Origin of the sequence: Klebsiella sp. CB_Kp196, from assembly GCF_040061575.1 — a bacterium.
GTDB classification, from domain to species: Bacteria; Pseudomonadota; Gammaproteobacteria; order Enterobacterales; family Enterobacteriaceae; genus Klebsiella; species Klebsiella michiganensis.
Window position 1 is genome coordinate 1 of record NZ_JBEAFH010000011.1, and the last position, 14,828, is coordinate 14,828.

At 53.7% G+C, this 14,828-nt stretch carries 10 protein-coding genes and 1 pseudogene; 4 read left to right on the forward strand and 7 right to left on the reverse strand.

What is annotated here, in order from left to right; genetic code table 11:
* Positions 1-162 precede the first annotated feature (162 nt).
* From ABLU87_RS04270 to ABLU87_RS04285, 4 genes and pseudogenes are all read left to right on the forward strand, one after another.
* Entirely contained in the window at positions 163-1,509 is a 1,347-nt protein-coding gene (locus tag ABLU87_RS04270; RefSeq protein ID WP_077253535.1) for an ISNCY family transposase, read from the forward strand.
* 48 nt (positions 1,510-1,557) lie between these two features.
* A complete protein-coding gene (locus tag ABLU87_RS04275; protein WP_004143398.1) occupies positions 1,558-1,953 on the forward strand; it encodes a helix-turn-helix domain-containing protein in 396 nt (131 codons plus the stop codon).
* Between the two features lie 188 nt (positions 1,954-2,141).
* Positions 2,142-3,539, forward strand: a complete 1,398-nt coding sequence (locus ABLU87_RS04280; RefSeq protein WP_009653207.1) for an ISNCY family transposase — start codon at positions 2,142-2,144, stop codon at positions 3,537-3,539.
* Between the two features lie 20 nt (positions 3,540-3,559).
* A pseudogene (locus ABLU87_RS04285) lies at positions 3,560-3,751 on the forward strand (hypothetical protein); the annotation flags it as partial.
* Positions 3,752-3,778: 27 nt separating this feature from the next.
* On the opposite strand, the gene ABLU87_RS04290 reads toward ABLU87_RS04285, so the two are convergent.
* The 7 genes from ABLU87_RS04290 to glgB form a co-directional block, all read right to left on the reverse strand.
* Positions 3,779-4,057, reverse strand: coding sequence for a hypothetical protein (locus ABLU87_RS04290; RefSeq protein ID WP_004197671.1), 279 nt, complete (start codon positions 4,055-4,057; stop codon positions 3,779-3,781).
* 334 nt (positions 4,058-4,391) lie between these two features.
* Positions 4,392-4,958: a LuxR C-terminal-related transcriptional regulator gene (locus ABLU87_RS04295; protein WP_004197678.1), complete on the reverse strand. Its 567-nt coding sequence runs from the start codon at positions 4,956-4,958 to the stop codon at positions 4,392-4,394.
* Positions 4,959-5,082: 124 nt separating this feature from the next.
* Positions 5,083-6,726, reverse strand: coding sequence for a phosphoglucomutase (alpha-D-glucose-1,6-bisphosphate-dependent) (pgm, locus tag ABLU87_RS04300; protein WP_004197675.1), 1,644 nt, complete (start codon positions 6,724-6,726; stop codon positions 5,083-5,085).
* Positions 6,727-6,839: 113 nt separating this feature from the next.
* A complete protein-coding gene (gene glgP / locus ABLU87_RS04305) occupies positions 6,840-9,287 on the reverse strand; it encodes a glycogen phosphorylase (protein ID WP_023157975.1) in 2,448 nt (815 codons plus the stop codon).
* Between the two features lie 18 nt (positions 9,288-9,305).
* Complete coding sequence (glgA, locus tag ABLU87_RS04310) at positions 9,306-10,739, reverse strand: glycogen synthase GlgA (RefSeq protein WP_009653212.1); 1,434 nt, start codon at positions 10,737-10,739, stop codon at positions 9,306-9,308.
* Positions 10,740-10,827: 88 nt separating this feature from the next.
* The gene (glgC, locus tag ABLU87_RS04315; protein ID WP_004099051.1) at positions 10,828-12,111 is read right to left on the reverse strand and encodes a glucose-1-phosphate adenylyltransferase; all 1,284 of its coding nucleotides are present in this window, start codon (positions 12,109-12,111) and stop codon (positions 10,828-10,830) included.
* Positions 12,112-12,240: 129 nt separating this feature from the next.
* On the reverse strand, positions 12,241-14,433 hold the full coding sequence (gene glgB, locus ABLU87_RS04320; RefSeq protein WP_004099052.1) for a 1,4-alpha-glucan branching enzyme: 2,193 nt from the start codon (positions 14,431-14,433) through the stop codon (positions 12,241-12,243).
* Positions 14,434-14,828 lie beyond the last annotated feature (395 nt).

Here is a 14,828-nt window from a genome sequence, read left to right on the forward strand (position 1 = left end):
AAGTGGTCATTTTAATTGAGCTGGATAACGGACATTTCAATTGAGCCTTGACATACAGTGTCAGCACAAAGCGTTATTGTCGTCTCAGCACAATTCACACGCGTCGTGTACGCTAAGCCTTCATTTTGCTCAGCACAGGACCGCGATCTTATGTTGGTGACTATGACAGACAAAGAACTTTACCGGCTTGGCATCATTCAGCGAGTATTTGACCGGGCTTTGCTTCAGCGCGACGCAGCAGACATACTTAAGCTCAGTGTTCGTCAGGTGCAGCGTCTTGTGCGTCTGTACCGGACAGATGGCGCAACCGCATTTGCATCTTCCCGCCGTGGACGTCCTGCAAACAACCGGATCGATGAAGAAACACGCTGTAAAGCCCTGGATTTGATCCGGTGCCACTATTCAGATTTTGGCCCAACGCTCGCAACCGAAAAACTGGCTGAACGCCATCATATATATCTCTCCGTTGAAACCATCCGTAACTGGATGACAGCCGACGGTCTCTGGCGTCCTCATTCCCGCCGGCGAACCCGGGTTTACCAGCCGCGCTATCGTCGCGACTGTTTCGGCGAACTGGTTCAGATCGATGGCTCTCACCATGACTGGTTCGAAGGAAGAGCCCCAAAATGCTGTCTTCTGGTCTTCATGGATGACGCCACAGGTCGCCTGATGCACCTGCGATTCTGTGATTCAGAAAACGCGTTTGACTACATGATGGCTACCCGGCAATACATTGATAAACATGGTAAACCTGTCGCATTTTACAGCGACAAGCATGCGGTGTTCAGGGTCAGCGGACCCGAGAGCCGACGTACCGGCACAACCCAGTTCGGACGGGCTCTCCGGGAACTGGCGATCGAATTGATTTGTGCCAACAGCAGCCAGGCAAAAGGTCGCGTGGAACGGGTAAATAAAACGCTCCAGGATCGACTGATTAAAGAGATGCGCCTGCAGAACATCAGCTCGGTTGCTGAAGCCAATCAGTGGATTGAACATTTCATGTCTGATTTTAACCGTCGTTTCTCCCGGCCGGCAAAATACCCTAAAGATCTGCACCGTGCGGTCACACAGAGTCCACTGGAGCTGAATGATATCTTCGCCTGGCAGGAGCTACGGACCTTATCGAAAGCACTGACTTTTCAGTATGATAAAGTCATGTATATCATTGAACCCACCGAACAAAATACGCGCATAGCAGGTGAAAAAATTACCGTTTATGATTACCCTGACGGAAGCATTACTTTCCGGCATCAGCACCGGCCACTGGGTTATAAGATTTTCGATAAACTGACCTGCGTTGATCAGGGGGCGGTTGTTGATAACAAACGACTGGGTGCCGTTCTGAGGCTGGCACAGCAGAAACAGGACGAGCTGGAGGCTGAAGGAAAGCGAATGCGCAGTACAAAAATGCCCCGCAGGCGCGCTCAGGAGCGTGCACTGGAAGAGCTCAGGGCGATCAACCCGGTGCTGGCCAGTCCGCAGGATTTTATCCCCAGCCTGAAGCGATGAGCCCTTCCCTCACCTGTGGATCTGATATGGCCGACAGATGAGAGAAAAATGGACGACAACAAACCAGTGCTCCTGACACTTCACGAAGCGCTACGCCTGGATTTGATTGAAGCCTATATGGCGCGGGAAATCACGCTGGCAGAAGTGGCAGAGTCCATGGAGCTCACCCGTCGTCAGTGCTCCCGCCTGATTAAGCGCTATCGCGAGCTGGGGCCAGCCGGTCTGGTCAGCCGGCGCCGTGGAAAGCCCGGCAATCATCAGTTAAACACCACCATCAGAGATCAGGCACTGCAGCTTATTCGCTCACGCGGCCGGGGTATGAATCCGTCAGCCATCTGGCGAATTCTGACCACAGAATACGGTGTCCGGATTTCAAAAGAGACCGTACGTAAACTGATGATAGCCGAGAAAACCTGGCAACCACGTTCTTCCTCCAAAGCCTGACTCAACCTTAAAAAGGCATTGTCCAGACTCTCCACTGACGTCAGGTCAGCTTTGTTTTCAGCACGACATTTCAACATTGGCTAGACATACAGTGTAACAGCTAAATTGAGATGTCCGTCTCTGACCAAATAGACATGTCCGCGCTACAGTCTCGCCACCGCGATCGCTGCTTTCAAAGGATGAGACTCATGACGGCATACGGAACGGAGTTTTTCTCGATGAACGATGTAAACCGACTCAGGATCCTGCAGGACGTTATCGACCGGCGTCTTACCACGCGTCTTGCAGCAACCCGACTTGAGATCTCTGACAGGCACTGCCGCCGGCTACTCGAGCGCTATCGTGAACACGGACCGCTATCGCGGGTTAACCGCCGACGTGGTCAGCCTAGTAACCGACAGTTGATGCCTGGCCTCGCTGAGCGTGCGCTGCGCATCATTCGCGAACGTTACGCCGACTTTGGCCCGACATTGGCCTGCGAGAAGCTTGCTGAGATTCATGACCTTTATCTTGCTAAAGAGACTGTACGTAAGCTTATGACCCGGGATGGTTTATGGATCCCTCGTAAGTTACGGCCACCTCGTGTGCATCAGCCACGCCCACGTCGGGCCTGCACCGGCGAACTCATCCAGATTGATGGCAGTGAACATCGCTGGTTCGAGGACCGTGGTCCGGCCTGCACGCTGCTCGTTTACGTTGATGATGCAACAAGTCGGTTGATGCAGCTTCTGTTCGTCAGTTCGGAGTCCACGTTCACCTATTTTGAAGCCACCCGGGGATATCTGGAGCGCTACGGTAAGCCTCTGGCATTCTACAGCGACAAAGCCAGCGTCTTCAGGATCAACAACAAGCAGGCCACCGGCGGAGATGGCCAGACTCAGTTTGGTCGTGCCATGAACGAGCTGAATATCACTGGTATCTGTGCCAACACCAGTTCAGCCAAGGGGCGTGTTGAACGGGCTCATCTGACATTACAGGACCGCCTGGTCAAGGAACTGCGGCTCCGCGGTATCAGCACACCTGAGGCTGCAAACGCCTTTGCTGATGAGTTCATGGAAGATTACAACCGTCGGTTTGCAAAGCCGCCACGTCACGATTTTGACGTACATCGCCAGCTGGATAATGGCGAAAACCTGCAGGCGACATTCACCTGGCGCGAGCAGCGTAAGGTCTCGAAAAACCTGACATTACAGTATGATAAAAAGCTTTATCTGCTTGAAGATAATGAAGAAAACCGGCGTTTTCAGGGGAAGTACATCGAGGTATGGCAATACCCGGATGGTGACATTGAGCTCCGGGCCAGCGGCACTTCCCTGCCCTTTACCACTTACGACCGACTGGGAGAACTGGACCAGGGCGCCATCATCGACAACAAGCGTCTGGGACGTGCCCTGGAAATGATAAAGCTGGTTCAGGACAAACGGGACAACACCCGCTCACAGGCCCTGCCATCACTGGACGGCCAGACCTCACGCAGAAAGAAACAACCCGGCAAGAAATCACAACGAAGTCTGGACCATAACGACATGCTGGAAGCCCTGCAGCAACTTCAGACCCGGAGTAAAGACATCTTCGGCAAAGGCTGAAACATAACCTACATGCGGACATTTCAATTTAGATTGATGTTCAGGATAAACGCGATAACAACCGTTCACAGGCGATCCCTGCCGGTGATGGCTCTTTGCGGCGGCGCAGAAAACCAACAGAGAAATAATCGCAGCGCTCACTGAACGGCGACGACATGTTAGATGCGTTGAAGACATTGCAGTCACGTTCTGAGAAAAGTTCCAATGTTTAACGAGCGATTAAAAAATATATTAAATCATTATTCTCTCATTTCTCTGTTGCAATACTGACCTCCCAGGGCCTGTGTAATTCTGTCACCAAATAGTATCGTCAGACTACGATCATAGTAAATGGTTTCACCAGTGATAGATTCATGCTTTAATATTATCCCATAGCCATATCTTTCAAGCATATTCATACCCACCCTTGCCAAATTGTAAGAATAATTTATTCCCCAAATGGAACCATTTCTTCCTTCAAAAAACTCCGCTCTGTAATATCTTTTTAGAAATTCATAGTGTGCGTCTTCACTAAACATACCCCCTCCCGCTACAGAATTTACATAACAGTTTTTTATAATAAAAAGATGAAATGCATAAATATATATCCCGTTTTTCCTCTGCCGCCCACCATTCACAGATAGAGGATATAATCCTATATTATTTATTGTATGCTTAAATCATTTGATGACTATGGTTTCATATATTTTCATCATGTTAGCACCCATGATGTATGTTTATTTTTTCTGAAGCATACCAATAATCAAACCCCGTTCAACATAACAACATAAAATAATTTATAACAAATTTAGTTGAAACTTAATATATGAAATAGTGACTTTCCATAAGCAGATCATTAGTTTATAGGGCATCCTAACGATGCAGGCTCCTCCTGGCAAAACTGTCGATGATGAGATTTTTTTTGCGGTATATTCCACTTATTTTGGTGGTATTCAGTTTATGCAAAACAATACCGACAAAAGACTGAACCGTTTTTTTGGAGATCAGCAGGCTACGGGAAATTTCATCTATCGAATAACCATTTAAAATCATATTGATAACATGTGTTTCTCTTTTGGTAAATGACAACTTGTCCCTCTTCAGATTGATCCCCATTTTTTTAAACGCCTGCCTCATCATGAGATATTCATTACCGCTTAATTCAGTGTCAATGCATACCGCTTCACGCCCTGTCCCGCTCATTCCTGACGCCGGTTTTAATAAAAAGATAAGATTGACCGGTGAAATGTGTAGGTACTTGAGACGTTCGGCATCGCCGGTGTTCAGCTCTGACTCCACAATCACCACATCGCTGTTGCTGAAGGCAATATCGCTGACCCGTGAAAACACAACCCTGTTGACGGAGAGGCTGTTGTCGCTGAACATACATTTCAGACCTACAAGCATGAAATTATTATTGGTAATAACATAGATATTCATATAGTCCCCGCAGCAATACCTTTTGCGAAGCGTCCCGTTCCTTATGTTCTGACAAAGTGGTGCCTGTATTGGTGTCGCCGGGTAACTATGACGTACTCCGGCTCAGCGGAGTACGTCAACTGCTCTACTGGTGCGCCGCTAGCACGCTATTCACGATTTCCACCGCTTCTTTCTCGATCTGCTTGCGATGTGCTTCCCCGAGGAAGCTCTCGCAGTAGATCTTGTAAGCGTCTTCCGTACCTGACGGTCGGGCGGCGAACCAGCCGTTGTCGGTCATCACTTTCAGGCCACCAATCGATGCGCCGTTGCCCGGCGCGGCGGTCAGACGCGCAGTGATCGGGTCACCCGCCAGCTGACTGGCCCTGACCATTTCCGGCGACAGCTTCGACAGCACCGCTTTCTGTGCGGAAGTGGCCGAAGCCTGCAGCCGGTTATAGCTCGGCGCGCCGAAGCGGGCGGCCAGTTCGTCGTAGTGCTCCTGCGGGTTTTTACCGGTGACGGCGGTGATTTCCGCCGCCAGCAGGCACATGATGATCCCGTCTTTGTCGGTCGACCACGGCGTTCCGTCAAAACGCAGGAACGAGGCGCCCGCGCTCTCTTCTCCGCCGAAGCCGAAGCTGCCGTCGAACAGGCCGTCAACAAACCATTTAAAGCCCACCGGCACTTCAACCAGCCTGCGGCCGAGGTCGTTCACCACACGGTCGATCATCGCGGAAGAGACCAGCGTCTTGCCCACCGCCACATCCTGGCCCCACTGCGGGCGATGCTGGAACAGGTAGTTAATCGCCACCGCCAGATAGTGGTTCGGGTTCATCAGCCCTGCCGGCGTGACGATGCCGTGACGGTCATAATCTGGATCGTTAGCAAAAGCCAGGTCAAACTTATCGCGCAGCGCCAGCAGGCCCGCCATTGCGCACTCAGATGAGCAGTCCATGCGAATGGCGCCGTCTTTATCCAGATGCATAAAGCGGAAGGTTTGATCGACGTGATCGTTGACGATAGTCAGGTCGAGCTTGTAGTGCCCGGCAATACGTTTCCAGTATTCGATACCGGACCCGCCCAGCGGATCGATCCCGAGCTTGAGGCCGGCTTTCTGAATTGCCGCCATGTCGACGATATCCGCCAGCCCTTCGATAAACGGCTGTACCAGATCCTGCTTTTTAACATGACCGGATGCCAGTGCCGCATCGAGGGAGATGCGCCTGACGCCCTGCAGACCCGAGGCCAGCAGTTCGTTAGCGCGATTCTCTACCACTTTGGTGACGTTGGTATCCGCCGGGCCGCCGTTCGGCGGGTTGTACTTAATACCGCCATCTTCCGGCGGGTTATGAGACGGCGTGATCACGATGCCGTCTGCCAGCGGACCACCTTTTTTGTTGTGCACCAGGATGGCATTGGAAATGGCCGGCGTCGGGGTGAAACCGTTGTGTTCCTGCACGATAACATCAACGCCGTTGGCCGCCAGCACTTCCAGTACGGAAATAAAGGCCGGTTCGGAGAGCGCGTGGGTATCTTTACCCACGTAGCAGGGACCGGTAATCCCGTTCCTGGCGCGGTCTTCCGCAATCGCCTGCGCGATCGCCAGAATATGCTGCTCATTGAAGTTATGGCGCCCTGCACTGCCACGATGGCCAGAGGTACCAAACTTCACCGCATGCTCCGCGTTGCCCGCTTCCGGCCTCAGTACGTAGTACTGCGCGGTCAGCTGAGCGACGTTAATCAAATCACTCTGTTGTGCAGGCTCCCCTGCGCGTTTACTGTCCGTCATTTTTCTCTCCTGTCATATCCGTCAGGCTTATTTATGTGTTGCTGCCGGGTCGCTCATCGACGGGGCCGGTCTCCTGCCACCCGCCCCGGCGTTTCCTGGTTGTCAGTACGCGCTCAGAGTTGCGTTTTGTCGATATACCAGATCTTTTGCGCATACTCCCGCACCGTACGGTCCGATGAAAAATAGCCCATGTGGGTTATGTTGAGCATCGCTTTGGCGGTCCACTCTTCCGGGGTTCGGTAGAGCGCATCCACCTTGTCCTGACAGTCAACATAGCTGCGGTAATCGGCCAGCACCTGATAGTGGTCGCCAAAGTTGATCAGCGAATCCAGCAGACCGCGATAGCGGCCCGGCTCCTGTGGGCTGAACACCCCGGTCCCCATCTGGGTCAGCGCCTGGCGCAGCTCTTGATCCTGGTCGTAGTAATCACGCGGCTGATAACCGTTGCTGCGCAGCGCCTCGACCTCTGCAGCGGTATTACCGAAGATAAAGATATTGTCCTCACCCACGTGCTCCAACATCTCAACGTTGGCGCCGTCCAGCGTGCCAATGGTCAGCGCACCGTTGAGGGCGAACTTCATATTACTGGTCCCGGAGGCTTCAGTCCCTGCCAGCGAAATCTGCTCAGAAAGGTCCGCGGCCGGAATGATCATCTGCGCCAGACTGACGCTGTAGTTGGGAATGAACACCACCTTTAGTCTGTCGCCAATCTGCGGATCGCTGTTGATGACTTTGGCGACGTCGTTTATCAGATGGATGATCTGTTTTGCCGTGTGGTAAGCGGACGCGGCTTTGCCGGCGAAAATCACCACTCGCGGCACCCATTCGGCCTGCGGGTCCGCCTTGATACGGTTGTAGCGGGTGATCACATGCAGCACATTCATCAGCTGGCGTTTATATTCGTGGATCCGTTTAATTTGCACATCAAACAGCGCGTTCGGGTTCACCACCACGCCCAGCTGACGGGCGATATAATCGGCCAGACGCTGTTTATTCGCCAGTTTGGCGGCGCTGACGGCCTGGTTAACCAGCGGATAATCCTGATATTCCCCCATTTCGCTCAGCTGGCTTAAATCCGTTCGCCAGGTCTGGCCGATATGGCGGTCCAGAACCGCGGCAAGGGACGGGTTAGCGGCAGCCAGCCAGCGGCGCGGCGTGACGCCGTTAGTCACGTTGGTGAAGCGGCGCGGAAAGATTCTGGCGAAATCGGCAAACAGCGACTCCACCATCAGCCGGGAGTGCAGTTCCGACACGCCGTTCACCTTGTAACTGACCACCACCGCCAGCCAGGCCATCCGTACGCGACGGTCGTTGGATTCATCGATAATCGAGGTCCGGCTCAGCAACGCAATATCATCGGGATAGTGCTCCTGCATGGTTTTCAGAAAATAGTCATTAATCTCGAAAATAATCTGCAAATGGCGCGGCAGGATTTTCCCCAGCATCTCGACCGGCCAGGTCTCCAGCGCCTCGCTCATCAGGGTATGGTTGGTGTAGGAGAAGACCTGACAGGTCACCCCGAAAGCGTCATCCCAGCTGAAGCGGTGTTCGTCAATCAGCAGACGCATCAGCTCCGGGATCGACAGCACCGGATGGGTGTCGTTGAGGTGGATAGCAATTTTATCTGCCAGGTTGTCATAGGTTTGATACAACTGGTAATGGCGAAAAAGAATATCCTGCACCGTCGCCGAAACGAGGAAATATTCCTGACGCAGGCGCAGCTCGCGCCCGGAGTAGGTCGAGTCGTCCGGATACAGTACCCGGGAGACGTTTTCGGAATGGTTTTTATCTTCTACCGCCGCGAAGTAATCTCCCTGATTAAATTTACCGAGGTTAATCTCGCTGCTGGCCTGGGCGCTCCACAAGCGCAGGGTGTTGGTGGCATCGGTTTCATAACCCGGGATAATCTGATCGTAGGCCACCGCGATGATCTCTTCGGTTTCCAGCCAGCGCGAGTTTTTCCCCTCATGCTGAATGCGCCCGCCAAAGCGCACGGTATAGCGGGTTTTATGGCGCTCGAATTCCCAGGGGTTACCGTACTCCAGCCAGTAGTCCGGTGACTCCATCTGCCGGCCGTCGATGATGTTTTGCTTGAACATGCCGTAGTCGTAGCGGATGCCGTAACCGCGTCCTGGCAGCCCCAGCGTGGCCAGGGAGTCGAGAAAACAGGCTGCCAGACGACCGAGACCGCCGTTGCCCAGGCCCGGGTCATTCTCTTCGTCAATCAGCTCTTCCAGATCCAGACCCATCCCGGCCAGCGCTGTTTTCACATCCTCATAGATGCCCAGCGACAGTAAGGCATTCGAGAGGGTACGGCCGATGAGAAACTCCATCGACAGATAATATACCTGGCGCGCCTGCTGCGAGATCCGCGCCCGATGCGCCCGCAACCAGCGCTCAACCAGCCGATCGCGCACGGCGAACAGCGTAGCATTGAGCCATTCATGCTTATTGGCAAGTGAAGGGTCTTTACCGAGAATAAACATGAGGTTATAAGCGATAGCATGCTGCAGCGCTTCTTCATTCAGCCTGGGTGAAATATAACTTATGCGTGGTTCCATTTTTCTTATCCGTAGCAATTAAATAATACGCTGATACAACAGGTGGAAAGACTTTGCGGCACTTTGCCAGCTAAAATCCATGCTCATCGCCTGCCGCTGCACGTAACGCCACAGCGAGGGACGCGACCACAGGACACTGGCCCGGTGGATAGCATGTAATAACGATTCCGTCTCGCTGTCGGTAAACACAAATCCGGTCGCGAGCCCGTCAACAAGGTTTTCGAGCGAACAGTCGGCGACGGTATCCGCCAGTCCGCCGGTACGGCGAACCAGCGGTAATGTGCCGTAGCGCAGACCATAAAGCTGGGTCAGACCGCAGGGTTCAAAACGGCTGGGCACCAGGATGACGTCGGCGCCGCCAATCATCTGATGCGACAGCGCCTCGTCGTAGCCGATCCGGATACTCACCTGCCCGGGGTATTGCGCCTCGGCGGTCAGAAAACGGGCCTGCAAATCCGGGTCCCCGGATCCCAGCAGCGCCAGCTGCCCTCCCTTAGATATAATTCCCGGCAGCGCGCCAAACAGAAGATCCAGCCCCTTCTGGCTGGTCAGCCGGCTCACAACGGTGAACAGCAGCGCCCGATCGTCCGCCTTCAGCCCCAGCGACGTCTGCAGCTGCTGCTTGTTCTTCGCTTTCTCCGCCAGTGAATTCTGGTCGTAAGGCGCTGCCAGCAGCGGATCGCGGCGCGGATCCCAGATATTTTTGTCAACCCCGTTCAGGATCCCCGACAGTCGCCCTTCCCGCTGACGTTGCCGCAGCAGCTCTTCCAGACCAAACGCGTACTGTGGTTCGGTAATTTCACGGGCATATGTCGGGCTGACGGTGGTGATATGGTCAGCGAAATAGAGACCCGCCTTAAGGAAGGAGATTTGCCCATTAAACTCCACCCCGTGCATCTGGAAGAACGACCACGGTAACGCGATCTCCGCCATATGCCGGGCCTGAAACAACCCCTGATAGGCAATGTTGTGCACCGTAAACACCGATTTGGCCGGGTTGCCGCGGGTGGCCAGATAAGCCGGGGTGAGACCCGCGTGCCAGTCATGGGCGTGGACGATTTCAGGACGCCAGAACGGGTCAAGACCACCGGCAAGCTCGGCCCCGACCCAGCTCAGCAACGCGAAACGCAGGACGTTATCAGGATAATCCTGCATCTGCTGGTTATGATAAGGATTACCCGTCCGGTCATAGAGATGCGGGGCATCAATCAGATAGATGCCCACACCGTTAAAATGGCCAAACAGCAGCGTCATCCGCCCGGCGAATGTCTCCCTGCTGGCCACCACCTGCGGATCCTGAACCCCGTTGCGGATCGCCGGAAACCCAGGCAGCAGCACGCGGGTATCCAGCCCCTCGGCAATTTGCGCCGCCGGGAGCGCGCCGGTGACGTCGGCCAGTCCGCCCGTTTTTAACAGCGGGAACATCTCTGCTCCTACATGTAAAACTTGCATGTATGCTCCTTATTATTCAGCCACAGAGACGACCCGCGACAGGGCAATATTTTCTCTGCCGCCGGACACGCTTTTTCCGCAAATGGGCTCATACCTCAAGTTTGTCCAGCATTTCTTTGGTAACCAGAACGATGCCTTCTTCCGAACGATAAAAGCGTCGCGCATCCTCAACGGCATTTTCGCCAATCACCGTCCCCTCCGGAATAACGCATCCCCGGTCGATCACGCAGCGTCTTATCCTGCAGGAGCGACCGACCCAGACGCCCGGTAATAAAACCGACGAATCAATATTACAGAACGAGTTAATCCGAACTCTGGAAAATAGAACCGACTGCACCACCACCGAGCCAGAAATAATACAGCCGCCGGAGACCAGAGAATTCATGGTCATGCCATGACTGCCGGAACGGTCCTGAACAAATTTGGCGCTGGGCAGCGATTCGACATAGGTACGGATAGGCCAGTTACGGTCATAAACGTCCAGCTCTGGCACTACTGAGGCTAAATCCAGATTCGCTTTCCAGTACGCCTCCAGGGTTCCGACATCGCGCCAGTATGGCTCGGCATTATTATCCGACTGAACGCAGGAGCGCGGGAACGGATGCGCATACGCTTCACCTGCCGCCGTTATCCTGGGAATAATATCTTTGCCAAAATCATGGGTGGAGTGTTCATCCCGATCGTCGTCTTCCAGCAGCTGGTAGAGATATTCCGCATCAAACACATAAATGCCCATACTGGCAAGCGAGCGGGTTTCATCGCCAGGAATGGTGGGCGGATTAGCCGGTTTTTCAACAAATTCAATGATTTTGTCATTCTCATCCACGGCCATGACGCCAAAAGCGCTTGCCTCTTCAACCGGGACCGGCAGGCAGGCCACGGTACAGCGCGCCCCTTTTTCAACGTGATCGAGCAGCATCCGCGAATAATCTTGTTTATAGATATGGTCCCCGGCCAGAATAACGACATATTCCGCATCATAGCGGCGGATAATATCCAGATTCTGGGTCACGGCATCCGCCGTCCCCCGATACCAGTTCTCACCATGCACCCGCTGCTGCGCCGGTAATAAATCCACGAACTCATTCATTTCTTCGTTAAAGAATGCCCAGCCGCGTTGAATATGCTGCACCAGTGAATGGGACTGATATTGTGTAATGACCCCGATACGTCTTATTCCGGAGTTAATACAATTCGATAAAGCAAAATCAATAATTCTGAATTTACCGCCGAAATGCACCGCAGGTTTTGCGCGAATAGTGGTCAGGTCTTTTAATCGTGTGCCACGTCCGCCGGCGAGGATCAGGGCCACGGATTTAAGCGGTAACTGGCGCGACAGCATTAAGTTGTCAGTATATTCAAGTTTACTCATAATAATGTCCTGCTATTAAATAAAAGCCATAAAAGAAAATAATGAAGAAAAAGCCTCACTCTTCTGCAAAATAATTCAGAAGTGATCACCTCCGGTAATAAGTCAGCTGCAATAAATCAGCTGCGCGTTTTATTGCCCTGCAGATTCCCGTACCAGCCAGATTGTCGCCAGCGGCGGCAGAGTCACCGACAGCGAATGCTCCCGACCGTGGCTGGCGATCGCCTCGCTTGCCACGCAGCCGCCGTTGCCGGTGTTGCTCCCGTGGTAGTGCATCGAGTCGGTGTTCAGCTCTTCACGCCAGCGCCCCGGCTGGTTAATCCCGAAGCGATAGCCGTGACGCGGTACTGGCGTGAAGTTGCTCGCCACGATTATCTCGTTCCCGGCTTTATCGCGACGGACAAAGATAAACACCGACCGTTCATGGTCATCCACAACAAGCCATTCAAAGCCGTAGGGGTCAAAATCCAGTTCGTGCAGTGCCTTATGGTGGCGATAGGTATGGTTCAGATCGCGCACCAGACGCTGCACCCCGTGATGCCAGTTGTCGCCCCCTTCCAGCAGATGCCAGTCGAGGCTGGCGTCGTGGTTCCACTCCCGCCCCTGGGCAAACTCGTTGCCCATAAACAGCAGCTTTTTACCGGGGAAGGCAAACAGCCAGCCGTAGTAGGCGCGCAGGTTGGCGAACTTCTGCCAGGCATCGCCAGGCATCCGGTCAAGAATCGATTTTTTGCCGTGAACCACTTCATCGTGTGACAGCGGCAACACGAAGTTTTCGGTGTAGTTGTAGAGCATCCCGAAGGTCATCTTGTCGTGATGATAACGACGATAGATGGGATCGAGCTGCATATAGTCGAGGGTGTCATGCATCCAGCCGAGGTTCCATTTGAACCAGAAGCCAAGACCGCCCGTCGAAGACGGTCGTGTAACCCCGGCGAAGTCGGTGGACTCCTCCGCCATCGTGACCGCTCCCGGCGTCTGCTCACCGAGCACACGGTTGGTATTGCGCAGAAATTCAATCGCTTCGAGGTTTTCCCGGCCGCCGTACTCATTGGGCACCCACTCCCCCTCTTTGCGGCTGTAGTCGCGGTAGATCATTGACGCAACCGCATCCACGCGCAGGGCGTCGATCCCGAAGCGTTCAATCCAGTACAGCGCGTTCCCGACCAGAAAGTTGCTGACTTCACGGCGACCGTAGTTGTAGATCAGCGTATTCCAGTCCTGGTGATAACCTTCTCGCGGGTCGCTGTGTTCATACAACGCGGTGCCGTCGAACGATGCCAGCGCAAAGTCATCCGACGGGAAGTGGCCCGGCACCCAGTCGAGGATCACGTTCAGACCCGCGGCATGGGCAGCATTCAGGAAGTAGCGGAAGTCTTCACGGGTACCAAAACGGCGGGTCGGCGCGTACAGCCCGGTGGGCTGATAGCCCCAGCTGCCGTCGAACGGATGTTCGTTTACCGGCAGCAGCTCCAGATGGGTGAAGCCCATCCACTTCGCGTAAGGCACCAGCTGGTCCGCCAGCTCGCGGTAGCTGAGCCAGAAATGGTTATCGGCGTGGCGGCGCCACGAGCCAAGGTGCACTTCATAAATCGAAATCGGTGCATCAAACTGGTTGGCCTGCTGACGGGACTGTGGCTGTTCGACCTTTTCCGGCATGCCGCAGATAAGCGACGCGCTTTCCGGGCGCATCTGTGCCTCAAAGGCATACGGGTCGGATTTCACCCGCAGGTGGCCGTGGGCGTCAATCAGCTCGAACTTATACAGCTGGCCGTTATGCGCGCCGGGGACAAACAGCTCCCAGATGCCGGACTCTTTGCGCAGACGCATCGGGTGGCGGCGGCCGTCCCAGTAGTTGAACTGTCCGACCACCGACACACGACGGGCGTTCGGCGCCCAGACGGAAAAACGCGTCCCGGTGACGCCGTCCATGGTGTCGGCATGGGCTCCCAGCGTCTCGTAGGGCCGCAGATGAGTCCCTTCAGCGAGCAGCCAGGCATCAAGCTCCTGCAGCAGCGGGCCAAAGCGATAGGGGTCGTCAATCAGGTTTTGCTGACCGTGCCAGGTGACGGCCAGCTGGTAACGAAAAGGATTTTTCCGGCGCGGCAGAACGCCGCTAAAGAACCCGCGTGTGTCGAGGCATTCGAGTTTACCGACTTTGCGCCCGGTTTTCGGTTCAATCACCCATACATCGGTGGCATCGGGTAATAATGCGCGCACTTCCAGACCCGCATCGGTTGAGTGCATGCCAAGCACGGAAAATGGATCGGAACAATGACCTGCGAGAAGTGCGGAGATCGCACTTTTTTCATTATAATCAGACATGGCAGTCACCCTACTATCATCCTGCGGAAAGAATTAAAACGCCTCTTCCTGCTTTATTGATCCGGTAATATTCCGCTGCATGCTACGCATCGAAATATCAACACGTTATTCCAGAGCCTTAAGACATGTCGGTTGTCCACAAATAGAGAGTGATTAACCTCCTGAGAAGTGAGTTAAATGCGCTGTACGACTTCTGTATTATCTGTCTTCAGAATAATTACTCCTGATTTTCTTTCTGTGAGTAAACACTCATTTCTATATTAATGGGGAAACTAATTTTTATTTCGTCACGAATGATGAGTTTCCTTCTGCTGAATTCGTCAGATCGTATATAAAAAAAGGCTTTGTTGAATAAATCGAACTTTTGCTGAGTTGAAGGATCAGATCACGTATCT